This window comes from Brevundimonas sp., assembly GCF_046295595.1.
Taxonomy (GTDB): Bacteria; Pseudomonadota; Alphaproteobacteria; order Caulobacterales; family Caulobacteraceae; genus Brevundimonas.
The window spans coordinates 1-22,195 of sequence record NZ_JBKBMX010000014.1; the positions used below are offsets into that span (position 1 = coordinate 1).

The 22,195-nt window shown below is 68.5% G+C and carries 26 protein-coding genes, 1 tRNA gene and 2 other annotated features; of the genes, 14 read left to right on the forward strand and 13 right to left on the reverse strand.

Annotated features, from left to right (window positions below; translation table 11 throughout):
* The 10 genes from ACK4JY_RS10225 to ACK4JY_RS10270 all read left to right on the forward strand — a co-directional run.
* Nucleotides 1-778, forward strand: a 778-nt coding sequence (locus tag ACK4JY_RS10225) for a hypothetical protein (protein ID WP_409605310.1), incomplete at its 5' end; no start/stop codon positions are given.
* Entirely contained in the window at nucleotides 766-1,764 is a 999-nt protein-coding gene (locus ACK4JY_RS10230) for a FecCD family ABC transporter permease (protein WP_409605312.1), read from the forward strand. The genes ACK4JY_RS10225 and ACK4JY_RS10230, both read left to right, overlap by 13 nt.
* A complete protein-coding gene (locus ACK4JY_RS10235; RefSeq protein ID WP_409605314.1) occupies nucleotides 1,761-2,471 on the forward strand; it encodes an ABC transporter ATP-binding protein in 711 nt (236 codons plus the stop codon). Before ACK4JY_RS10230 ends, ACK4JY_RS10235 begins: the two co-directional genes overlap by 4 nt.
* A 26-nt stretch (nucleotides 2,472-2,497) precedes the next feature.
* Nucleotides 2,498-3,562, forward strand: coding sequence for an isoaspartyl peptidase/L-asparaginase family protein (locus tag ACK4JY_RS10240; RefSeq protein WP_409605482.1), 1,065 nt, complete (start codon nucleotides 2,498-2,500; stop codon nucleotides 3,560-3,562).
* On the forward strand, nucleotides 3,559-4,065 hold the full coding sequence (locus ACK4JY_RS10245) for a methyltransferase family protein (RefSeq protein ID WP_409605316.1): 507 nt from the start codon (nucleotides 3,559-3,561) through the stop codon (nucleotides 4,063-4,065). The genes ACK4JY_RS10240 and ACK4JY_RS10245 overlap by 4 nt, the downstream gene beginning before the upstream one ends.
* The gene (locus ACK4JY_RS10250) at nucleotides 4,056-4,328 is read left to right on the forward strand and encodes a hypothetical protein (protein WP_409605318.1); all 273 of its coding nucleotides are present in this window, start codon (nucleotides 4,056-4,058) and stop codon (nucleotides 4,326-4,328) included. Before ACK4JY_RS10245 ends, ACK4JY_RS10250 begins: the two co-directional genes overlap by 10 nt.
* A gap of 91 nt (nucleotides 4,329-4,419) precedes the next feature.
* The gene (locus ACK4JY_RS10255; RefSeq protein ID WP_409605320.1) at nucleotides 4,420-5,154 is read left to right on the forward strand and encodes a hypothetical protein; all 735 of its coding nucleotides are present in this window, start codon (nucleotides 4,420-4,422) and stop codon (nucleotides 5,152-5,154) included.
* A gap of 47 nt (nucleotides 5,155-5,201) precedes the next feature.
* Nucleotides 5,202-6,215, forward strand: a complete 1,014-nt coding sequence (locus ACK4JY_RS10260) for a fumarylacetoacetate hydrolase family protein (RefSeq protein ID WP_409605322.1) — start codon at nucleotides 5,202-5,204, stop codon at nucleotides 6,213-6,215.
* A gap of 77 nt (nucleotides 6,216-6,292) precedes the next feature.
* Nucleotides 6,293-6,377 (forward strand) — tRNA-Leu (locus ACK4JY_RS10265).
* 260 nt (nucleotides 6,378-6,637) lie between these two features.
* Entirely contained in the window at nucleotides 6,638-8,233 is a 1,596-nt protein-coding gene (locus ACK4JY_RS10270) for a hypothetical protein (RefSeq protein WP_409605324.1), read from the forward strand.
* 285 nt (nucleotides 8,234-8,518) lie between these two features.
* On the opposite strand, the gene ACK4JY_RS10275 is transcribed toward ACK4JY_RS10270, so the two are convergent.
* Nucleotides 8,519-9,463: a hypothetical protein gene (locus tag ACK4JY_RS10275; protein WP_409605326.1), complete on the reverse strand. Its 945-nt coding sequence runs from the start codon at nucleotides 9,461-9,463 to the stop codon at nucleotides 8,519-8,521.
* Nucleotides 9,464-9,531: 68 nt separating this feature from the next.
* Nucleotides 9,532-9,786 (reverse strand): hypothetical protein, encoded by a 255-nt coding sequence (locus tag ACK4JY_RS10280; RefSeq protein WP_409605328.1) that lies wholly within the window; start codon nucleotides 9,784-9,786, stop codon nucleotides 9,532-9,534.
* Nucleotides 9,787-10,262: 476 nt separating this feature from the next.
* Between ACK4JY_RS10280 and ACK4JY_RS10285 the strand changes: the two genes are divergently transcribed.
* Nucleotides 10,263-10,826 carry a recombinase family protein gene (locus ACK4JY_RS10285; protein WP_409605330.1) on the forward strand — a complete coding sequence of 188 codons (564 nt, stop codon included), beginning with the start codon at nucleotides 10,263-10,265 and terminating at the stop codon, nucleotides 10,824-10,826.
* Between the two features lie 538 nt (nucleotides 10,827-11,364).
* On the opposite strand, the gene ACK4JY_RS10290 is transcribed toward ACK4JY_RS10285, so the two are convergent.
* Complete coding sequence (locus ACK4JY_RS10290) at nucleotides 11,365-11,694, reverse strand: hypothetical protein (RefSeq protein WP_409605332.1); 330 nt, start codon at nucleotides 11,692-11,694, stop codon at nucleotides 11,365-11,367.
* Nucleotides 11,695-11,802: 108 nt separating this feature from the next.
* Here ACK4JY_RS10290 and ACK4JY_RS10295 point away from each other — a divergent pair, with 108 nt between their 5' ends.
* Nucleotides 11,803-12,021 carry a helix-turn-helix domain-containing protein gene (locus ACK4JY_RS10295; protein ID WP_409605334.1) on the forward strand — a complete coding sequence of 73 codons (219 nt, stop codon included), beginning with the start codon at nucleotides 11,803-11,805 and terminating at the stop codon, nucleotides 12,019-12,021.
* Nucleotides 12,022-12,147: 126 nt separating this feature from the next.
* On the opposite strand, the gene ACK4JY_RS10300 is transcribed toward ACK4JY_RS10295, so the two are convergent.
* From ACK4JY_RS10300 to ACK4JY_RS10320, 5 genes are all read right to left on the reverse strand, one after another.
* Nucleotides 12,148-12,495, reverse strand: coding sequence for a TraR/DksA family transcriptional regulator (locus ACK4JY_RS10300; RefSeq protein ID WP_409605336.1), 348 nt, complete (start codon nucleotides 12,493-12,495; stop codon nucleotides 12,148-12,150).
* 34 nt (nucleotides 12,496-12,529) lie between these two features.
* The gene (locus ACK4JY_RS10305) at nucleotides 12,530-12,751 is read right to left on the reverse strand and encodes a hypothetical protein (RefSeq protein ID WP_409605337.1); all 222 of its coding nucleotides are present in this window, start codon (nucleotides 12,749-12,751) and stop codon (nucleotides 12,530-12,532) included.
* Nucleotides 12,752-12,853: 102 nt separating this feature from the next.
* Nucleotides 12,854-13,780: a hypothetical protein gene (locus ACK4JY_RS10310; RefSeq protein ID WP_409605339.1), complete on the reverse strand. Its 927-nt coding sequence runs from the start codon at nucleotides 13,778-13,780 to the stop codon at nucleotides 12,854-12,856.
* Nucleotides 13,781-13,793: 13 nt separating this feature from the next.
* Complete coding sequence (locus ACK4JY_RS10315) at nucleotides 13,794-14,645, reverse strand: universal stress protein (protein ID WP_409605341.1); 852 nt, start codon at nucleotides 14,643-14,645, stop codon at nucleotides 13,794-13,796.
* Nucleotides 14,646-14,723: 78 nt separating this feature from the next.
* Complete coding sequence (locus ACK4JY_RS10320) at nucleotides 14,724-16,226, reverse strand: SulP family inorganic anion transporter (protein WP_409605343.1); 1,503 nt, start codon at nucleotides 16,224-16,226, stop codon at nucleotides 14,724-14,726.
* A gap of 264 nt (nucleotides 16,227-16,490) precedes the next feature.
* Between ACK4JY_RS10320 and ACK4JY_RS10325 the strand changes: the two genes are divergently transcribed.
* Nucleotides 16,491-16,736, forward strand: a complete 246-nt coding sequence (locus ACK4JY_RS10325) for a cold-shock protein (RefSeq protein WP_409605345.1) — start codon at nucleotides 16,491-16,493, stop codon at nucleotides 16,734-16,736.
* Between the two features lie 175 nt (nucleotides 16,737-16,911).
* Nucleotides 16,912-16,965: a sequence feature (sul1 is cis-regulatory element that is thought to sense ions involved in sulfur or methionine metabolism; They are found in Alphaproteobacteria), on the reverse strand.
* Between the two features lie 50 nt (nucleotides 16,966-17,015).
* Here ACK4JY_RS10325 and ACK4JY_RS10330 read toward each other — a convergent pair.
* From ACK4JY_RS10330 to ACK4JY_RS10350, 5 genes are all read right to left on the reverse strand, one after another.
* Nucleotides 17,016-17,600: a hypothetical protein gene (locus tag ACK4JY_RS10330; protein WP_409605347.1), complete on the reverse strand. Its 585-nt coding sequence runs from the start codon at nucleotides 17,598-17,600 to the stop codon at nucleotides 17,016-17,018.
* 171 nt (nucleotides 17,601-17,771) lie between these two features.
* Nucleotides 17,772-17,824 (reverse strand) — a sequence feature (sul1 is cis-regulatory element that is thought to sense ions involved in sulfur or methionine metabolism; They are found in Alphaproteobacteria).
* Nucleotides 17,825-18,131: 307 nt separating this feature from the next.
* Nucleotides 18,132-18,524 (reverse strand): response regulator transcription factor, encoded by a 393-nt coding sequence (locus ACK4JY_RS10335; protein ID WP_409605349.1) that lies wholly within the window; start codon nucleotides 18,522-18,524, stop codon nucleotides 18,132-18,134.
* A 40-nt stretch (nucleotides 18,525-18,564) separates the two neighbouring features.
* Nucleotides 18,565-18,843 carry an Hpt domain-containing protein gene (locus ACK4JY_RS10340; protein ID WP_409605351.1) on the reverse strand — a complete coding sequence of 93 codons (279 nt, stop codon included), beginning with the start codon at nucleotides 18,841-18,843 and terminating at the stop codon, nucleotides 18,565-18,567.
* Nucleotides 18,840-19,211 carry a response regulator gene (locus ACK4JY_RS10345; protein WP_409605353.1) on the reverse strand — a complete coding sequence of 124 codons (372 nt, stop codon included), beginning with the start codon at nucleotides 19,209-19,211 and terminating at the stop codon, nucleotides 18,840-18,842. Before ACK4JY_RS10345 ends, ACK4JY_RS10340 begins: the two co-directional genes overlap by 4 nt.
* A gap of 4 nt (nucleotides 19,212-19,215) precedes the next feature.
* Nucleotides 19,216-21,666 (reverse strand): CHASE3 domain-containing protein, encoded by a 2,451-nt coding sequence (locus tag ACK4JY_RS10350; protein WP_409605355.1) that lies wholly within the window; start codon nucleotides 21,664-21,666, stop codon nucleotides 19,216-19,218.
* 87 nt (nucleotides 21,667-21,753) lie between these two features.
* On the opposite strand from ACK4JY_RS10350, the gene ACK4JY_RS10355 reads away from it, so the two are divergent.
* Entirely contained in the window at nucleotides 21,754-22,119 is a 366-nt protein-coding gene (locus ACK4JY_RS10355; RefSeq protein WP_409605357.1) for a response regulator, read from the forward strand.
* Nucleotides 22,120-22,195 lie beyond the last annotated feature (76 nt).

Genomic DNA, 22,195 nt, shown 5'->3' on the forward strand with positions numbered 1-22,195 from the left:
GCGGCGGCCCGACGCCGCCGCCCTCGCCGCCCTGCCCGCGGCCGCGGCCGCCCTGCCCGAGATCGGCAGCCTCGCCGGTGGCGGTCGGGCCGCCACGCCCGAGGCCATCGCCGCCCTGAAGCCGCGGCTGGTCATCGACTACGGTGACACCGGTCCCGAACACCAGGACCTGGCGACGCGCATGAAGACCCGGCTCGGCGTCGACTGGCGGCTGATCGACGGAAGCCTGGCCCACATCCCCGCTGCCCTGCGCGAAGCCGGCCGCCTGCTCGACGCCCGGCCCCGGGCCGAGGCCCTGGCCGAGCTCGCGGACCGGGTGGTCGAGCGCTGGCGGTCCGCCCCGCAGGGTTCCGCCTTCTACTACGCCCGCGGCGCCGACGGGCTGGAGACCGGCTTCCGCGGCGCCCTCGCCACCGAGGTGCTGGAGGGCGCCGGCTGGACCAATGTCGCCGAGGGCTCGCGCGACATCGGCCGCGTCACCCGCGAGCAGGTCGTCGCCTGGGACCCCGAGGTGATCGTCACCCTCGACGAGGCCTTCGCCAGGGCGGCGGCGCGGGACCCGGTGTGGCGCCGGCGGCCCGGCGGCGATCGGCGCGGCATCCTGTTGCTGCCGTCGACGCCGTTCGGCTGGATCGACCGCCCGCCATCCGTCAACCGTCTGCTCGGCTGCGCCTGGCTGGCCGACCCCCACGCCAATTCGCTGGAGCTGACCCTGCTCGGCCGTCGCCTGTATGGCCTCGCCCCGGTCGAGACGCCCAGCCCGCGATGGGTTCGCTGAGCGCCCTGCGAAGATGGGGGGCGCCCCTGGCCCTCGCCGGCCTGGCCTTGCTCGGCGCGATCGCGGTGCTGGCCACCGGTCCGCTCGCCGCCTCGCCGGCCGCCCTGCTCGCCGCCGCCTTCGGCCCCGGCCCGCCCGAGGCCGAGCTGGCTCTCGCCCTGCGCGGTCCGCGCCTGCTCGCCGCCATGACCTGCGGCGCGGCTCTCGCCGGCGCCGGCGCCGGCTTCCAGATCCTGTTCCGCAACCCGCTCGCCTCGCCCGACCTGCTCGGCGTCACCTCCGGGGCCGGCTTCGGCGCCGCCCTCGCCCTGCTGTTCGGGGCCGGCGCCGTTCTGGTGCAGAGCGCGGCCTTCGCCGGCGGCCTCGCCACCGGCGCCCTGGCGGTGATCTGCGCCGCCCTGACCCGCAGCGGCGACGGCCGCCTCGCCCTGATCCTGTGCGGCATCGTCGCCGGCGCCCTGGCCACGGCCGGCCTCGGCCTGGTGGTGATCGTCGCCGAGCCCTATTCGCAGCTGCCGTCGATCACCTACTGGCTGCTCGGCTCCTTCACCCGCGCGACCGCCGGCGAGGCCGCCCTCGCCCTCGCCCCCGTCGGCCTCGGCGCAATCGTTCTGCTAAGCCTCGGCTTCCGCCTCGACGCCTTGTCGCTCGGCGACGAACAGGCCCGCTCGCTGGGCCTGAGCGCCGCGCCGCTGCGGCTGCTGGCCCTCGCCGCGGCCGCCCTGATGACCTCGGCCGCCGTCGCCGTGGCCGGGGTGGTCGGCTGGATCGGCCTGCTCGCCCCTCACGCCGCGCGGCGCATCGTCGGCGAGCGGGCCGGGGCCCTGATCCCCGCCGCCATGGCCGTCGGCGCCCTGTTCGCCCTGCTGATCGACCGGCTGTCGACCGCCTTCGGCCCGGCCGAACTGCCGGTCGGCCTGCTGTCCGCCGCCGTCGGCGCCCCGGCCTTCCTGAGCCTGTTCATCGCCACCTCGAGACGGACGTGAGCGCCTCCCTGCGCCTCGAAGCGCTCGTCGGGGGCCGCGCCGGCTTCCGCCTGCCTGCGCTCGACCTCGTCGCTGCCCCCGGCGAGGTCGTCGCCCTGATCGGTCCCAACGGCGCCGGCAAGACCACCCTGCTGAAGACGATCGCCGGCCTGATCGCGCCGCTGTCGGGCCGCATCGACCGTCCCGGCGCCATCGCATACCTGCCGCCGCCGGGCGCCGTCTCCGCCGGCTTCTCCGCCCTGCACCTGACCGCCCTCGGCCGCGCCGCCCGCCGTCGCTGGTCGCCCGGCCTCGGGGCCGAAGATATCGCGGCCGCTCGCGCCGCCCTGACCCGGCTCGACGTCGCCGACCTCGCCGACCGCCCGTTCGACCGCCTGTCCAGCGGCCAGCAGCAACTGGTGCTGATCGCCCGGTTGTTCGTCCAGGACGCTCCGGTCTGCCTGCTGGACGAGCCCCTGGCCCTGCTCGACCCCGCCCACGCCCGGGCCGTCGAGACGGCCGTCCGCGCCCTCGCCGCGGAGGGCCGCATCGTGCTGGCGTCCACCCACCACCTGCCCTTCGCCGCCCGCGCGGACCGGGTGCTGTCCATCGGCCCCGACTGGATCGAGGCCGCCGCGCCGGCGCAGGCGCTCACGCCGGATCGCGTCCGCGCCCTGTTCGGCGTCGAAACGCCCGGCTGTCCGTGCTGCGGTCAGGCCTTGAGTTGAGGCTCCGCTTGGCCGACGTTGCGGCCATGTCCCTGACCCGCCTGATCCCCCTCGCCGCCGCCCTCGCCCTCATCGCCGCGCCCGCCGCCGCCCAGGAGCCGACCCGCTGGTCCTTCGCCATCCACGGCGGCGCCGGCGTCATCGAGCGTGACAGCCTGACGCCGGATCAGGACGCCGCCTACCGCGCCGCCCTGCACCGGGCGCTGGCCGCCGGCTCGGCCATTCTCGCCGACGGCGGCTCCGCCCTCGACGCCATCGAGGCGGCGATCCGGATCATGGAGGACGATCCCCTGTTCAACGCCGGGCGCGGCGCGGTCTTCACCGCCGCCGGCCGCAACGAGCTGGACGCCGCGATCATGAACGGCGCCGACCGGACCGCCGGCGCCGTCGCCGGCCTGACCGCCACCCGCCATCCCATCGCCGCCGCCCGGGCGGTGATGGAGCAGTCGCCGCACGTCATGCTGATCGGCGAAGGCGCCGACACATTCGCCGCCTCGGTCGGCCTCGAACAGGTCGACCCGGCCTTCTTCTTCACCGAGCGCCGCTGGCGCGGACTGGAGAGCGCCCTGCGGCAGCAGAATCTCCCCATCCCTGCGCGGCCAGCCGGCGCGCCCGGCCCGCAGGCCGACAACGACCTACCCGAGCCGCCGCTGAACGAGCGTAAATTCGGCACCGTCGGCGCCGTCGCCCTCGACCGCCAGGGCCGGCTCGCCGCCGGCACCTCGACCGGCGGCATGACCGCCAAACGCTGGGGTCGGGTCGGCGACGTGCCGGTCATCGGCGCCGGGACCTACGCCTCCAACGCCGACGGCTGCGCCGTCTCCGCCACCGGCTCGGGCGAGTATTTCATCCGCGCCACCGTCGCGCGGGACATCTGCCACCGCACCGCCGCCGGCGCGACCGCCCAGGCCGCCGCCGAAGCCGAGATCGCCGATGTCGGCTCGATCGGCGGCGACGGCGGCGTCATCGTCATGGGTCTGGACGGAACCCCCGCCTTCGCGATGAACACTTCCGGCATGTATCGCGGCGCCGTCTCGGCCGACACGCCCGCCGCCGTGGCCATCTATGGCGACGAGGCGCTGCGCCCGTGACCGCCTCTGCCGATACGCCCCGCGTCATCGCCCCGCCGCCGCTGATCTTTCTCGGCTTCCTGCTGCTCGGCTGGCTGATCTATCGCTACGGCGCGCCGGCCGCAGGCCCGGAGGCCGCCGGCTGGCTCACCCTCGGTTTCGGTCTGGAGACCCAAGTCCGCCGCGTCGTCTCCCTGCCGCTGATCATCGGCGGCCTGCTGCTCGACGGCGCCGCCGCCGGCTATTTCCGTCGCCTCGGCACCGCGGTGGAGCCATGGAAGCCCAGCACCGTTCTGGCGACGGACGGCCTCTACCGCTTCAGCCGCAACCCGATCTATCTGGGCTTCGCCATCACCTACGCCGGGCTCGCCATCGCCATGGACAGCGTCCTCGTCCTGCTGCTGCTGCTCCCCTGTCTCTGGGTCGTCCAGCGCTTCGTCATCGACCGCGAGGAGCGCTATCTGTCGGCCCGCTTCGGCGCCGACTACGACGCCTATCGCGCCCGGGTGCGCCCATGGCTGTAGCCCCCGACCCGCGCGACGAGCTGTCGCTGATGGCGATGGAAGAGCTCGACGCCGCCTGCGCCCTGGCCTGGGTCGAGATCAAGGCCATCACCCCGTGGGGCGACAGCTTCACCGGCTTCGCCCCGTCCGGCCGCGAGGTCGAGGTCGAGCGCCGCTACCTCTGGGCCCACGAACCGGAAGGCGCGGTCTGCGTCGAGGTCGAGGTGCGCGACGTCGGCGCCCGCACCGGCGCCGAGGCCAAGGCCCTGATCACCCCCAGCTGACTCGCCGCCGTTAACCTTTACCGTTGCCAAGAGGCGCGGTCGGGGCAAGATGGCCGCTCCACGAACGGCGGTCGTTTTCGCGGGGAGCCCCATGTCATACGGCGACGACTTCGCCGGCGCCGATCCTGTCGGCGCCCCCCTCGATCCGACCATCATGATCGGGGCCGACCCCTTCTTCTGGGGCGCCGTCCTGCTCGCCCTGGGCGTCGCCGTTCTGATCGGATGGCTGGTCGGCGCGGGCTCACGCGGCCGGCAAACCGACGCCGCCCCCGCCATCTGGGCGGCGGTCGACGAGGCCGCCAAGGCCGCCATGCAGGCCGACACCGACGCCCTGCCGGCCCGCGCCGCCGGGCTGGAGCGCGTCCTGCGCGCCCGCCTCGGCAAGACCCTCGCCTTCGGCGGCGAGCTCAACAAACGCGTCAAGACGCTGGACGCCGCCCTCAAGGGCGAGACGCAAGACAAGCCCCATCCTCACCCCGCCGCCCCGGCCTCCGCCGGCCACGACGCGCCGCCGGGTCATGGCGGACACGGCGCCGGCGACCCCCATCACGGCCCATCCCCCGCCGCCGCCGCCAGCGTGACCATCGTTTCGGTCCACGCCCCGTCGGCCGCGGCCCATCCGCACCCGCACCCGCCGGAACCCGACAAGCGGCCGATGTCGACGCAGCAGCGCAACGACGCCCTGCGCCTCGCGGTCGCCGACTTCAACGACTACTGGCGGCATCGAACGGCCCGCGAGGGCGACATACGCGCCGTCGTCGCCGAACTGTCCAACCCCGGCCCGCGCCGTCCACACCTCAGTCACAGCGGCGGCGGACACCACTGACACGCGGCCTGTTTCCCCCGCGGAAGAAAGGTCCTAAGCCTTGAGTCATGAAACTCGCCTCGCTCAAGCACGGCCGCGACGGCCGCCTCGTCATCGTCTCCAATGACCTCGCCTGGTTCACCGACGCCTTCCTGATCGCCCCGACCCTGCAGGCGGCGCTCGACGACTGGGACCGGGTCGAACCCCATCTGAGGGCCCTGTCGGAAAGCCTCGAACACGGCGGCGTGCCGCGCGGACGCTTCCACGAGCGCGAGGCCGCCTCGCCCCTGCCCCGCGCCTATCAGTGGGCCGACGGCTCGGCCTATGTGAACCACGTCGCCCTCGTGCGTCAGGCGCGCGGCGCCGAAATGCCCGACAGCTTCTGGACCGACCCGCTGATGTACCAGGGCGGTTCCGACGGCTTCCTCGCCCCGCGCGATCCGATCCCCCTGGCCGACGAAAGCTGGGGCTGCGACCTCGAGGCCGAGGTCGTGGTCGTCACCGGCGACGTGCCGCAGGGCGTGTCGCGTGAGGAAGCCCTCGCCTGCATCCGCCTCGTCGGCCTCGTCAACGACGTGTCGCTGCGCAACCTGATCCCGGCCGAACTGGGCAAGGGCTTCGGCTTCGTCCAGTCCAAGCCGGCCTCGGCCCTGTCGCCGGTGTTCGTCACCCCGCGCGCCCTCGGCGACCGCTGGGTCGACGGCAAGCTGAAGGGCCAGCTCAACGTCCAGCTCAACGGCGCCGACTTCGGCAAGGCCGACGCCGGAACTGACATGACCTTCGACTTCGGAACCCTGATCGCCCATCTGGCGAAGACCCGCGCCCTGTGCGCCGGGACCATCATCGGCTCGGGCACCGTCTCCAACCGCGACGCCGACGGCGGCCCCGGCAAGCCGGTCAGCGAGGGCGGCCTCGGCTACTCCTGCATCGCCGAGGTCCGCACCGTCGAAACCCTGCTGCACGGCAAGCCGGCGACTCCCTTCCTCAAACACGGCGACACCGTCCGCATCGAGATGCTGGACGACGACCACCACTCCCTGTTCGGCGCCATCGAGCAGACCGTGGCCCCGGTCGAGGCGTAAGCGCACCCGCCGGATTGCCTCGCCGCCCGGCCCGCGCTACCTGTCCGGCCTGCCTTCGAGACTTCCTGGCGACCTGTGCGGGCGTGGTGGAATTGGTAGACGCGCCGGACTCAAAATCCGGTTCCGAAAGGAGTGCCGGTTCGACCCCGGCCGCCCGCACCATAACTAAATCAATGGGTTAAGCCGCGAGAATGGGCCCATGCCCCGGCGCTGGTCGGTTCGCGGCGCTTCGTTGATTTTACTGACTTTTCCCTGCTTTGAGCCCGGTTCCGCCATTCTCCGAGCGCCGAGCGAGCGCCGCAACGTTCACCCGATGTTCCAAGGAGAGTTCTCGACACGGCGCGACTTCACGGCCTAGCCTTTAGCAAGCCGCTGCCGAGTGCAGACGCACCAGATCACCTGGAGCTTGGACACCCGCCCGCATGAAACGAAAGCCCCGCTCTGATGTCCTCGCGGAGGATATTTTCCGAGGCCTGTGCAGCAAGGCGGATGTGACCCGCAACCGCTCGGAAGATGATCAGGCAGGCTGGGACTACTTCGTCGAGTTCGCGCCGTCCCGCGCCGAAGTTCCGGCAGACCTTCGGCCCGCTCCACACCGCTGCAAAGTTCAGGTGAAGTCTTCGATCAACGGGCGAGCGAACAGCACGATTAAGCTCTCCAACGCGCTGCGCTTCGCCGAAGAAGGGCTACCCTGCTTCATCGTCCACGTCGCGTTCACCAAACCGGCATGCACATCGTGGACAATTTACGTGCGCCACTTCTGGACGCCCATGATGGCTCAAGCCCTTCGAGAGGCGCGGGCCCGGTCTGTCGCGGGCCTGCCTCTTCACTCAAAACGTTTGGCGGTCACAATGACACGCGGCGAAGCCGTCCCGGACGACGACGTGTTGGATGCTCTGCTCCGGCAAATGAGCGACATCGGAGGCGACTACGCAGGCCAGAAGCGCGAATTAGCAAGGGGACTCGGGTACGAAAACGGTAGCGGGACCGGCGAGTTCGTGCTCGCACGGAGCGACTTCAGCGAACTAACCAAGCTGCACCTTGGCTTGGTCGATGAAGTGCCAATCGAAAGCTTCACCTACACCGACCGCCGCTTCAACATACCGGCGCCCCCAGTCCGCCACGGGCCGGGTAAAATTAGTATCACACCGACCACAGCGCCATGCGTCGCGACCCTTCGTCGGCCCGGCTCTTCAGACGAAGTTTCTTGGCCAGGAACGGTATTCAGCGCCCTCTTCGACCATCTTCCGCCGGAAGAACGTTGCGCGCGTGTACAGGCAGGCCCTTTGTCGCTGACTATTCATGTGGACGGTCGCGCAAAATTCGCCGTGGAAATGGATTTTGGCGAGAAAGTGGGGCCAGCCGAGCTTTCACGACGCCTATCCTTCCGATCTTGGGAGCCAAGCACCACCCACGAGATCACCATCTTCAATGAGGGCCGCGCTCTGGACGTCGGCCCCATCCGCTACGAGAGACCGCCGAAGGACACGGAACGCTGGGCACGTGCTCGCAATGCCTTCAGCACCTTGATGCGTGTGGTACCGGCCGAACGCCTGTCAGCAGAGTTTTGTCTCTCTCTGAACGAAGTTTGGCGGGCAACCGAGGGGCTCGAACAGTTCGCCGGAATGATAGATGCCACCGGCTCTATCAAGGCAACGCTCGGAGGTATCCCTCCTGAGGCGTTTGAGGGTCTGCGCACCTTGATCATCCCCTTCGCGGTCAGCATCGGCGGGTTTCAGTTCATTGCGGTCACGGAGCGGGAGGTCGACAGCCTAACTGTGGCGAACGACGAAATGGTCGCTAACACCAGATCCGTTCGCCTCCTTCGCGGCACCGTCATCAAGTCGGGGGCTGCCGAACGTTTCGACGTCATGGCGCGGGAGGTTAACTGGGCCCGCGAGCGAAACCGCACGATCCCCGGCAAGCATCTCGTCTGGCGACCGGATAACGTCACTGAGACCGGAGCCTGGTCCGGCGAGATCGAGATCAACTCCGACGACGAGGACGAAACTAGCTAGCTCCCTGTATAAGCCGCTCGCTCGCCTGCGCCAATGCATCGTCAGCATCGGGGTCGGTCCACAGGTGCCCGTACAGGTCCATCGTCAACTGAATGGTCGAATGGCCGAGCAGGTCCTGCACCCTTCTTCGGCGAGAGGCCCTGCGCAATCCAGAGGCTGGCCGCGACGTGCCGCAGCGTGTGCGGGCTGAACGCCGTCACCGGCCGGTTCTTGCCCTTGCTGTCCGGCAGCATCTCGACGAGCTCGGCGCGGCGCATCAGCGGCAGCCAGCAGCCGTTGATGAAGTCATCGTAGAACCAGACATCTCCACCGGCTGGCGCGGGAAACAGCCGACCGCCGACGCGGGCCATCTGGAGCTGCCCGTTGCGATGGCTGAACGCGCGCACCGGACCGCGTGCCAAACCGCCAGGCGCGTACGGCCAGGGCGGCGGCCTCGCCGACCGGCACATCACGCCGCGCCTTGGCCGACTTCGGCGGCCCCAGCGTTCGGTGACGCCGCTGGAGGCGCTCGCGCACCCGGACCGTCGCGCCCTTCGGCTTGAGCACGAGAGCATCGTCCGCGAGGCCCAACAGCTCCGAGATGCGCAGGCCGCCGAACATGAGCAGGCGCACGACCGCCGTATCCCTCGCGGCGTGCGGCCCTTTGCCCGCTGCGGCGATCAGGGCCGCCAGCGTCGCCTTGTCCGGAAGGTTGAAGCCATCGCCTTCCTCGTCGCTGGTTCGGCGCGTTCGCTCCACGACGCAGGCCTGCGCGGGGTTGGCGTGCAGCCAGCCGCGTCGCATGCCGAACTTGCACCAGGTCACCAGAGTCCGGCGGACGCGGGCCGCCAGATCGGCCGAGCCGGTGCGGGCGAACGTCTCGTCAAGGAACGTCTGGATCGACGGGGCGGTCAGGTCGCACAGCCGCCGCCGCGCGAAGCCCGGATCGGCGGCGAGGTGAACGCTGGACACCGTCTGGTAGCCGTCGAGCGTCACCGCCTCCCGTTCGCCGGCCTTCACCAATCCGTCGAAGTACCGCATGTGCGCCGCCGCCAGCTCGGTCACGGTCATGGCCGACGAGCCGCCGACCCGACCAGCGCCCACATCGCGCAGCCATGCATCGGCCTCGGCCTTGCGCGGGAAATTCTTCGACTGGCGCTTGCCGTCGGGGGCCGTCCACGTCGCGCGCCAGCTCGTTTTGGTCGACCCGTCCGTGCGGCGCGGGTGCGTGATCTTCCGTACGTTGGCCATGCGCTCCGCCCCTCTGTCCTGAATTCTTGCACGGTCGGGCGGGGCCGTCACGCCCCGCCCTTCCGCTCCTACTGCGCGAGGGTCGCCGGATCGCGCTGCCACGCGTCGAGCTCATCCACGAAGGCGTACAGGCCGAGGCCGTCCGCCTTGCGGATCGGGACCCGCCAGCGGCGCTCGCGGGCCTGATAGACCCAACGGGCAGGCTTGCCGAGGTAGGCGGCGATGGCGTCCGCTCCATCGAGGCGCGAGGGCCGCGCCGCAAGCGTCGATCGGTGATCTCCGGCAGGCTGGGCAGGTGGTGGCGTGGGTAGATGTTCGAACATGAGACGGCCCCGTGCGGAAACCAACCTTGGCGGTCAGCAGTCCGGCTGCGCTGGTGCGCGAAGTTGATGGAGGGGCGGCGCGATGCACGCGCCTCGTCTATCCGCTCGCAGGTCGGATCAGTCTTCGCGCCACAGCGCTGCACCCCACGACGTCCCGGGGATTATGGCTCGACGGCCGGTAGTCTTTCGACGCTCCCACGGGCGCCTCTGAGGGTAGAGAGCACAGCGTCGGTATTTCGGAGCAAGCCCGATCAGTCGTTTTTCCACAGGCTTTGTCTAGCGAAGGGAATAGCCAAACGCACCTGAGTGTTTGCCCCCCTGCCGGGGGGTGAACCTGGCCCGACCGAGGGCGCGACGGCAGGCCTGATGGCGGCGGCTAGCCAACTGTCCCACAAAGGATCGGTTCTGGGACGCTCGATGATGGTCAATAAAATCAAGGGCTTGCACGTCCCGAAATACTGTCCCAAATTGATGGGATGAAAATCGGATATGCACGCGTCTCCACGACGGACCAGAACCTCGACCTCCAAGAACGCGCGTTGCGTGACGCCGGAGCCGAGATCATTCACACGGACAATGCCTCTGGTGCGGCGCAAGACCGGCCCGGTCTGACGCGCGCGCTGCAGTCGCTGGCTCCCGAGGATACGCTTGTCGTCTGGCGACTTGACCGACTGGGCCGGTCTCTCCCCCACCTGATTTCGGTGGTGACCGACCTGGGTGAACGCAAAATCCACTTCCAATCGGTCTGCGAAGGCCTCGACACCGAAAGCGCGCAGGGACGATTGGTTTTTCACATGATGGCCGCGCTGGCCGAATTCGAGCGTTCCCTGATCAGCGAGCGGACGCAGGCCGGCGTAAAGGCGGCAATGGCCCGGGGCGTCCGGACCGGCCGTCGTCCGGCGCTTACCCGCATTCAGATCGGGCATGCTCGGGCTCTCGTCGCCGCCGGCGAGAGCCCCTCGACCATCGCAAGAACCTTGGGTGTTGGCCGATCGACTCTTTACCGTGCCATTCGCGCCCCGGACCAGGTCGAGGGATAGTCTGATCACTCCCGAACGGGGCGCAACGGGAGGCTAAGGCTTTGTGCTGTTATACAGTAACGCCTCCGACCGCCCGGTCCATCTGGCAATTAGTGCAGTTCACAACTTGTCGCTAATGATGTGTGTTGTGCACGCTCGCCCACAGGAACTGTCCCGTGTCCGTACTTGGTTTCTCAGAGCCCATACATATAGGCATAGCTATACCTTAGAGCTCCTATATGTGTATCAAGCCATATAACTACGGACATAGGGACAATCGGCCGATAAGCTGTTTATAAACAACGCTGTCCGTAGTTTGTCCCGAGTTGGAATTTGACGTTCTCAAGTACGGACACGGGACAGCTCCGTGATCCAGAAGGGCCGAGAAAGCGATGGGCCGACGACATCTTGACGCCCTGAGGTCGTCGTATAGAGCCCATGCCCGCGTTTGGATGTCGCGGCACTCCGAGCGCTGTCCCGACTTATCTCTCTCGGCGACCAACTACGGACAGCGAAAACTGCTCCCCAACACAGCCAAGTTGACGCCGCCTTGCGCTCCTCAGCGCCCAGCACAAACCTCTGGAGGAACGGCAGCCTTGGTCGCGTCGAGCGTCCGCTCAATCACATCGAGGACGACCGCTGGCTGGCGCATGAGCGGTAGGCGCAGGTTCGTGATCCCGAGAAGTTCGGCGCTTCCCATCCGCTCCTCCATTCCACACCGTAAGCGGGCCGCCATATCCGCCACCATGAACATGGCGGCCGCATCGTATTCGTTGCCGCCAAAGTCGCGGGACAGCCGCGTCATCCGATTGAACAGCGGGGTGTCCACACCGCCAGCAACATGGAGTTTGCTTCCGTACTCCCGCTCGACCACCGCGATGGCCTTCATGCGCAGACCTACCAACTGAAACCACCGAAACATCAAGCCACCCCCAGTCATGCAAAATGACACGATTAGGGGACAGCGCCCGCAACGGCAATCACGCCATCTCGGCGCATGGACCTCGTGGTCATCTTGGGGCGAAACGTACGCCGTCTGCGCGAGGAGGCGGGCTTGTCGCAGGAACAGCTTGCCTTCGACGCCGGCATGAAGCGCAGTTACCTCAGCGACCTGGAACGGGGCGTTCGCAATCCATCCGTAAAAGCTATGGCCCGCCTAGCTGAGGCCTTGTCCGCTGACCCTCGGGCGCTTCTAGACCCCCTGCAGCGTCCGTAAGTGGGTCCCATCCATGCACCCGGTCTGGGTGACGCTCGACGAGGCTATCGCCCACAATCCCAGCGTGATGCATTGGCTTGAGGCCACCATGGGCGCTGGGCCGAATGGCGCCCCGGCCCATACGCGTCATCCGGTGGCGCAGTCGATGCAGAGCGCGAGGGTGGGGTCCAGCTGCAACCGGCGCAGCGCAATCGGATCGCCACAGGCGCCGCAGAACCCGTAGTCGCCGCTCGCCATCCGGCTCAACGCCTGGGTGATGCGATGGGCGTCCTGGCGCCGCCGTTCCTGTGAGGCGAGGGCCATGGCCTGTTGCTGGAGGGCGTCCACTCGTGACAGACGTCCGACGCTGTTCTGGTCCAGCTCGACGGGACGACGGCTCTCCTCCGACAAGGCGTCGATCTGCTGGAGTTCGGAAAGACGCTCCATCAGGATGCGTTTCAGCGCCGCCGCCTCGTCCGGGGTCACAGCGCTCACAGGCTGGCTCGGGAGATTTGCGCGCCGGCGTCGCTCATGACCGGGGCCTGTCCGACAAACGCCGACCCATGTCGTCCAATCCCAGACGGCGGCGTTGCTGCGCCATCCGTTCGCGCAGGTCGGCGGGAGGCAGATCAGCCAGCATCGGCGCGATGCGGCAGGCTTCCTCCGGCGTCGCCGCCGGGCGAACGCGCAGCACATTGCCAATCAACAGGCTCGCGGACGGCGGCTGGAGGTCGCGGTCACGTGCGCTCATCGGGCGTCTCCTTCCTTCATTTCTGCTCGATTGGGGTCAGGGGGCGCCATCGCTCCCTAGGGTCCGCAGCGGGTCCGCCCGCCGTCCGGAGCCCTCGCCCGTTCACGTGCGCCAGCGCAGGACCGAGGGGCGAACGGGATTGACGAATCCGGCCCCGGTCGCGCGGGCCAGGGCGAGTTTGCACTGGAAATACCAGGCCGACGGCTGATCCGGCGCGCCGACGAACAGTTGGGGCTGACGCGTGCTGGCGTCGGCGTCGAGCCGCCGAAGGATCCGCGCGTCCTGCTCAAGGAAGGCCCGCCCCAGCGCCGACAGGGCGGGATGCAGCCAGCGCAACGGCCGCACCGAGCTGTAGATGACGTTGCGCAGGACCACCCGGCCCGGGGTGGTCGGCGTCACCGTCGTCACATTGAGCAGACGGAAACGGCCGCCCTCGACCCGCTCGATGCGCGTGGAGGGCAGGCGAAATTCGATAGTGATCTTCCGGTCGGAGCCCACGAGTTCATAGGCCGGGGCGGAGGCGAACTGGTCCGCCGCCGTCGCCGTGAAACCGAAAGGCGACGGCGCATAGTGTTTGGTCTTGACCCGGCGCTTGTCGGACGATCGCCACCACCAGGCGGTGTGAACCATCGGCACATGGGCCGGATCGACGAGGCCGAGCACAGCCTGATCATAGTCGGTCTCCACCTCGATTTCCGAGCAGGCGATCATGGGGAACCTCGCGGTCCCCGCATTATCGCCGATCAGGGTCGGGACCGCTTCGGGCCGCGCTGCGGCCCGGCGGACCCAGACAAGGCCCAGCCGTGTCTCCACCCGCCAGTCGGTCTGTTCAACCGCGACACCGCCGGCCGGGTTGCGGACAAGCGTCAGCTCTTGGCCGAGCAATGGAACGCGAAGCCGACGGCGCACCGCACGCTCCCGCGCGACGGGGTACCAGGCGTCCGACGGCGGGCCGAACCGTCCGGGCTTCACCGGCCCTGCATCGCCGGTGAAGGGCTCTTCCTGCGGTCGCGAAACGTAGCCGTCCACCGCCGTGCCCCCCTTATCGGAACAGCAGGACAGGCAGCAGGGCGATCCGGATCATCGCCGTGGTCGTGCTGCCGACGAAGAAGCGCCGGATCGGGGAATGGCCGTAGGCGCCCATGACCAGCAGGTCGATCTGGCCGTCGCGGACATAGTCGGTGATCACCGCCTCGGGTTCGCCGTCGCGCTGGAGTACCTGATGCGGTCCGCCCCACTCGGCCAGCCGCTCGCGCGCCCAGGCCAGATGTGCCGCATCATCCCCCTTCGGATGGCCGGCCATGACCAGATGGCATTCGAATTTCGAGAAGCTGGGGTCGGACACGAGGAAATCGACCGCCTTGCGCGAGCTGGGCCCGCCGTCGAAAGCGATCAGGAGCCGCTGGATCGGTTTGAACTCGCGCGACGCCACCAGGACCGGCAGCCGCGTCGCCCGCACCACCTGTTCGACGCTGCCGCCGAGATGCAGCTTGGCGAAATCCGCATGCTCGCCGCGCTTGCCCAGCACGACGAGACGGACGTCGTCCTCCAGCTCATGAACGTTGTCGACCAGACCGCCGTGCCGCAACCGGGTGGTGACAGCGCCGACGCCCGCCGTCCCGACCCGCGCCGCCGCCGCTTCCAGAATGGCGCGGCCGCGCTCCATCCGAAGCTTGCCGCGATCCTCGTCGAGTCGGGCGAGGTTTTCCAGCAGATGCTCGGAAGCGCCGAGGCCGATGCTGCCGGACAGGTCGCGCGGGACCGCGTCAGGCGCGCGGTCGAGGACGTGCAGCAATTCCACGTCGCAGTTGAGGTTCTGCGCCGCCCAGGCGGCGTGGTCGCACACGCTGGCCCCATAGGCGGAGGCGTCGATGCAGGCGAGAACTTTGGTCATGGCCGGGTCCTGGGGTTTGAGAGGGGCCGCATGGCGGATGGCCGGGGGTCCGAACGGTGTGGGGAAGCAGGCTTCACGTCAGTGCCCCATCAGACTGTCGAGGGCGCCCGGCTTGTCGTGCATGGCGAACTTGTCGACCATCGTCAGGCTGGCCTCGTTCAGACCGTCGACCTCGACCTGGGTGCCTTCCCGGCGGAATTTGAGGATGACCTTGTCCAGGGCCGCGATGGCCGACACATCCCAGAAGTGGGCGCGTGAGACGTCAATCCGGACGTGGTCGATCGCTTCCTTGAAATCGAAGGCGCCGACGAAGCTGTCGGCCGAGGCGAAGAATATCTGGCCCCTGACGTCATAGTCACGCGAGCGACCGTCGGCCGATGTGGTTGAGGTGATGGCGACGATCCGGGCGACCTTCTGGGCGAAGAAGATGCCGGACAGGAGCACGCCGGTGAACACGCCCTTGGCCAGGTCGTGGGTCGCGACGGTGACGACGACGGTCGCCAGCATGACGAAGCTGGAGCTCTTCGGATGCTGCACGAGGTTCTTGATCGAACCCCAGTTGAAGGTGCCGATCGCGACCATGAACATGACCGCGACAAGCGCCGCCATCGGGATTTGCGAAACCCACGGGCCGAGCACCAGGATCATGAAGAGCAGGAAGACGCCGGCCAGCAAGGTCGAAAGCCGTCCGCGGCCGCCGGATTTCACGTTGATCACCGACTGACCGATCATGGCGCAGCCCGCCATGCCGCCGAAGAAGCCGGCGGCGATGTTGGCGACGCCCTGCCCCTTGCACTCGCGGTTCTTGTCGGACGGCGTATCGGTCAGCTCATCGACGATGGTGGCGGTCATCAGCGACTCCAGCAGGCCCACCAGCATCAGCGTCACCGAATAGGGGAAGATGATCGCCAGCGTTTCGAAGTTCAGCGGAATGTCCGGGATCAGGAACATCGGCAGGGTCGCCGGCAACTGACCCATGTCGCCGACCGTGCGGATGTCGAGACCCATCGCCATGGACAGGGCCGTCAGCACGACAATGGCCACCAGTGGCGACGGGACGGCCTTGGTCAGGCGCGGCAGGATGTAGATGATGGCCAGGCCGCCCGCGACCATGGCGTAGGTCTGCCATCCGACGTTGGTGACTTCCGGCATCTGGGCCAGGAAGATCAGGATGGCCAGGGCGTTGACGAAGCCCGTCACGACGGATTTCGACACGAACCGCATCAGGGCGCCGAGCCGGATATAGCCGGCGATGATCTGCAGAATGCCCGTCAGGACCGTGGCCGCCAGCAGGTATTGCAGGCCGTGCTCGCGCACGAGGGTGATCATCAGCAGGGCCATGGCGCCCGTCGCCGCCGAGATCATGCCGGGCCGCCCGCCCGCGAAGGCGATGACCACGCAGATCACGAATGACGCGTAAAGACCGACCGCCGGGTCAACGCCCGCAATGATCGAAAACGCAATGGCTTCGGGGATCAGGGCGAGCGCGACCACGATGCCGGCCAAGGTGTCGCCCTTGATGTTTCCGAGCCAGGTTTCCCGGATCGTCCCAAAATCCAGACGCAAAGCTGGCGAGTTCATACAGGTTCTCTCCCACGATGCTCTAGCATCGTGATCTCGCCGTAGCGGCGCGTTCATGTTGTTTTGAGTCTGCGACGCGGATTTCCTTCCGGTTCATTCGGGAGGACTTCCGCTTAGACCGTCCCGTTCAGGACAGCAGCACAGAACCGTCGGAGTTAGGGGGCTCAGTTACTATTCGCAAGTGAAAATATTCGTCATCTTGTTGACAGCGAATGATCGACTGCCCCCAACTGTTTGCGGGGGAAGAGCCAAGAGTGAGTGACGATGCCGGCTGACGATCAGACTGAAGGGCAAGCGGACACGCGCATTTCGGGGACGATCAAATTTGTGGCGCCCCATGGCCGGTTCGCGATGATCGCGCGCGACGATCGACTTCCGAAGGTGTTCGTTCACCTCGCGGAGGCTCGCCAGATAGGGCTGTCGGCCCTGACCATGGGCCAGCGCCTCTCGTTCCGGCTGCAACGGGAGCCGGACGGCCGCGCGAAGGCGACGGACCTGTCGCTGCTGTGACGACGCTTTCTTGTTCGACGGGCGGGAGAGCGTCACGCGCACCTCGACCGTGCGCGTGACCGGGTCACGGACGGACCCCGGGCGGATGCAGGACATGGAGATAAGCCGTAAGGCGACGACCAGGTCGTGCGGTTCGTCAACGCACCTGTGCTCTAGCCGCTCAGCTATCGCTTCATGTTTCCCGGGGGATAGGCGCCCGGGGTAGCCACCCATGAAACATGGGTCCGACGAACGCCGCTCTAATGACCCGGATCGGAGTGAGGCACAATAGCTTGCGGCTCACACCCGTCCGAAGAGGCGCGCCCCCCGTCGCCGCGAGGCCGGGAGAACAGTGACCGGCGACCAGGAGGGTGAGACGTCTTGCCGCGCCCGCCGCAAGGCCCACAGCCCTGCCGCAGCCGTCAAACAGTAGGCGAACAGTTCGAGGGCCTCCTCCACCAGAAGAAGCCGCATTAGCTGGCTCCCAGTCAGCGGGACGGCGCCGCCCCATTCCTCTATCGCCGCCGCAAGCCAGACCAGCCCGATCCCGACGAGAATGACCGGGGCCATGAAGGCGACGGCCCGGGCGTGGGCGCTCAGTCCGAAGGCCCGGTCGCGCAGGGTGACAAACACGAACGGCGCCATGAACACAGCGGCCAGATGTCGGCGCGCCGCGTGGCTGTCCAAATAGGCTCGCCAACCCTCGGCGGCGTCGGGACCGTATTCGCGCAGGGCGGCGACACCGAGCGCCAGGCTGAAGAAGGCGAACGCCGGGGCGCCCGGCCGACGGGTGATCAGGGCCGTGGTCAGAAAGGCGATGGACGCGCCCGCCAGGACCCCGATCTGCGCCATCTCCAGAAGGCCAGACTCGCTCAGGTCCATCATCGCGGATCACCCGGATGGCGGGCCCGCGCCGGGTTGTCGAGCTTCAGGAGAACGCGGCGCGTAGCGACGTATGGCCCACAGGCCACCTCGGGGGTCGTCATAGATCAGGTCAGTACGTCATGACCCCGGCGCGATCCGTCATCGCTTCCGGCGCGGCCGGATCGGGTCGGATCATCCCCGGGGGTTAGGCGCCCGGAATAGCCACCCGGTCAACCGGGTCCGACGGAGGGCGTTGATTGGACGGCTTCGCCCCCCTGGGCAAGCAGCAGCGCTTTAAGGCCCCGTGGTCAAATCGTCGCGCCATGGTCCCGCTCGCCTCTCCGTCCGGGCGAGGAACGCCGCGTCCCAGCAACTCACAAGCCGACAGTGGCGACGCCGTGCCAGCGCCGCATACTTGGCATCCTGTTGAAAATGCTCACTTCGAACCGCACTCAAAATCCGGTTCCGAAAGGAGTGCCGGTTCGACCCGGGCCGCCCGCACCACCGGACCCGCTTGACCGGGTTCGCGCCTCCGGACGCCGCCTCCGGCGATCAGTCGTCCAGATGGTGGGTCACGCGCCGGGCGGACTTCAGGGCCAGCCGGACCCGGGCGATCAGATCCTGCGGTTCGAACGGCTTCAGCAGATAGCCGCTGCCCCCCATGGCCATGACGTCGCGCACCGTATCGGGCCGGTGGTCTGCGGTCATCATGACGATGGGTATCGTGTGCCCGGCGGCGCGCAGGCCGCCCAGAACCGTCAGTCCGCTGATGTCCGGCAGGCGGATGTCCAGCAGCACCAGATGCGGCCGGAACCGCGCCACCAGATCTTTGGCCCCGCGCCCCACGGCCGTCGTCGCCACGTCGTAGCCGGCATGGGTCAGGATCAGGGTCACCGCCTCCCTCAGGAGGCCGTCATCCTCGACCACGAACACACGCTCTTTCACTCGCTGCTCCGGAGCCTGACGGCCGCTCGCGCCGGCGACGCTACGACGCCGGTCCGCCCACCTCGTCCAGTTTCTGCTTCAGCCGGTCAAGGCTTGCCGCCTCGGCCGGCCGTCCGGCGGCCATCTGATCATCGATCTCCGCGGCCGCCTGGCTCAGCGCGCCATAGCCGAAGGTGCCGGCCGCTCCGGCCAGATTGTGCACCAGCCGTCGCAGATCCTCGCCGGTCGGATCGCCACCGGCCAGCCGCTCCAGCTCGACGCGGTCGGCGACGGTCCGGGCGCGGAAGCGTTCCCGCAGGGCGGCAAGGGGGTCGGTCATGCGCTGGCCATGTGATCACGGAGTTGCTGGCTGAGGGTCATCGGATCGAACGGTTTGATGATGACCGCGATGGCGCCCAGTTGCAGGAACCGGTCCAGCTCATGGGCCTGGGCCCGCGCCGTCATGAAGATCACCGGCGTGTCCGAATGATCCGGAAGCTGCCGCAGCCGGGCCAGCGTCCCGGGCCCGTCCAGTTCGGGCATCATGACATCCAGCAGCACCACATCGGGGGCGAAGCCGTCGCGCAGCGCGGCAAGGGCGTCATGACCGGACGCCGCCGAACGCACCGAGATTTCGGGGTCCATTTCCAGGGCGAAGGCGGCGACCTCGCGGATATCGGGCTCGTCGTCGACGTGCAGGACTTTCATTCGCTCAGTTGTCTCCGCGGCTGTCGGTCAGGCGGCGAACGGTCCGGGCCAGCCCGGCCAGCGACGTGCGCGACTTGGTCAGGACCGCCTCGACCCGGTCGGCGACGGACCCGTCCATGTCCTGGGCGGAATAGACGATCACCGGAATGGTCCGCCCCTTTTCATCGCCCAGGTCGGCCAGCAATTCCAGCCCCGAGCCATCGGGCAGGCCCAGATCCAGAATAACCAGATCCGGTCTCAGCCCGGCCAGCACGGCGCGGGCCTCGGCCAGGCTTTCGGCCGGCGTGACGTCGGCGCTGGTTCCCAGAACCGAGGCCGTGACCTCGAGAATGTCGCGGTCGTCGTCGACGTGCAGGACGCGCGGCCTCTGGTCCGTGTTTCGCTGATAGACGGCCGCGACGGCCTGACGCAGCCGGTCCTGGTCGAACGGTTTCTCCAGCCAGTCCACGACCTCCAGAGTCCGCCCGCGCGCCTTGCCGCGCGACGTGTCGGCCGAGACGACCACCACCGGCAGCGCCCGGGTCGCGGGTCGCGCCCGCAACGCCCGGATCAGGCCGATGCCGTCGGCGTCGGGCAGCTGCAGATCGACCAGCAGGGCCGAATAGACTCCGGTCCGCGCCGCCGTCAGCGCCTCGCGCGCGGTCGAGGCCACGTCGGCCGCGAAGCCATCGCCCTCCAGCATCTCGCGCAGGACTTCAGCCGCGTCGGCGTCGTCCTCGACGATCAGCAAGCGGGGCCCTTGCGTCTCGACCGGCGACGGCGCCTCGGCCAGCAGCGGCAGGTCCAGATGGAAGGTGGCGCCGTGGCCCTCCGCCGACTCGAACCACAGCCGGCCGCCGTGCCGTTCGGCGATCTCGCGGGCGATGGCCAGGCCCAGGCCGGTGCCGCCCTTGACGCGCGTGTCCGAGCCGTCGGCCTGGGCGAATTTCGAGAAGATCCGGGCGCGGAACGCCTCCGGTATGCCCGGCCCCTCGTCGACCACGCTGAGCCGCGCGATGCGGGTCTCCGGATCAACCGTCACGCGGACCTCTCCGCCCCGCGGCGAGAATTTGAGGGCGTTTGACAGAAGGTTGGTGGCCACCTGGATCAGGCGGTCGGCGTCCCCGCGGACCCGGACCGGTTCGCCGTCCGACAGGGTCAGGGCGACGCCCAGCTGACCGGCATATCCATGCACGCCCTCGACCGACCGCCGGGCGATGTCGCGCAGGTCCAGCGGCGCCATCTCCAGCCGCAGATTGCCGGACTCGATCTTCTCGATATCGAGGATGTCGTTGATCAGCCGGACCAGGCGCTGGCTGTTGGCCTGGGCGATCTGGATCAGCCGCGCGGCCTTTTCCGGCAGAACCCCGGCGGCGCCGCCGGCCAGCAGGCCCAGCGAGCCGGCGATCGACGTCAGCGGCGTGCGCAGCTCATGGCTGACGGTCGAGACGAACTCGTCCTTCAACTGCTCCATGCGGCGCCGTTCGGAGATGTCGCGCACGATCGCCACCATATGCACCCCGGTCGGCAGGGTCATGGCGCCCAGGGCGACATCCACCGGGAAGGTCTCGCCGTCCTTGCGGCGCGCGGTCATCTGCCGGACCAGCCCGCCCTCCAGCGCGCCCTGGGAAGCGCCCAGCCGTTCGAGGAAGCCGCCGTCGCCGTCGGGCGCGATGTCGAGCAGCAGCGACACGTCGCGCCGGTTCAGCGCGGCGGGGTCATGACCGAACATCCGCACGGCGGCGGCGTTGACGGATTCGATGCTGCCGCTCGGATTCAGGGTGATGATGCCGTCGATCGCGCTGTCGAAGATCGCCCTCTGGCGCGCCGCCGTCGCGCTGATTTCCGACAGCATCCGGTGACGCGTCCGCATATAGCGCCAGATCAGGAAGGCGGCCGCGCCGATCGCCGCGATCAGCGCCAGGAACAGAAAGCCGACCAGGCCCTCCGTGCGCGTCGTCCGGGACGCGGCCGTGCGGGCATAGGCGTCGAGGGCCTCCGCCTCGACGGCGGTCATTCGCGTCACGATGACACGCAGATCGTCCATGACGATCTTGCCCCGCCCCGTGGCCACCACCGCCATGCCCGCCTCGAGACCTTCCGTCTCGCGCGCCTCGATGCTGGCCTTCATGAGCTGCAATTTGCGCCCGGCCAGCGCGCTCAGCCGGGCGAAGTCCGCGGCCTGTTCCGGCCGGCCCTCGAACCGCCCGGCCAGCGTCTGCATCTGGCGGTCCAGCTCGCGGGTGGCGTTGTCGTACGGCTGCAGATAGCGCTCGTCGCCGGTGATCACATAGCCCCGCTGACCGGTCTCGGCATCCTGCAGCAGGGAGAAGACGCTCTGGATCTGCGATCGGGTTTCGTAGGACCGGTCGATCTCGGCCCGGACCGCCCTGTTGCTGCGGAATTCATGGACCAGTTCGGCCCCCGTCACCGCCACCACCAGGGGGACGAGCAGGACCGCGGCGATGATCAGCATGCGAAACGCCAATGGCGTAGCTTGACGGGAATCCTTCAAGGTTGCGAAACCCTTTGACGGGAGAAACAACCTCTGGGAGGCGGGCGGTTGATAGTTTGCGCCATTGACGACGATCCCCTGATGCTCCGGCATCTTGAAGAGATGCTCACAGGTCTTGGTTTCGGAGTCATGACCGCGGCGAGTGTCGAGACCGCGCTTGAGCAAATGAAGGCGCGGCACTGTGACGCCGCCGTCGTCGACATCCTCATGCCGGATCGCGATGGCCTGAACTTCATCCTCGAGGTGCGCAAGATAAGGCCCGACCTGCGCATCGTCGCCGTCAGCGGCGGCGGCCGCATCGGCGCCCTGCCGCTGCTGAAGATGGCCGCCGGCCTCGGCGCCGACGCCACCCTGGTCAAACCCTTCTCCGCCACCGACCTCGGATTGGCGCTCCGTCCGGCCGCAACGGCCTGAAGCCACCGCCCCGGGCCGGGGCGTCGTGGCGTTTCGTCGCCGCCGCCGGCTCACTTCGCGTTTCGTCGCCGATATT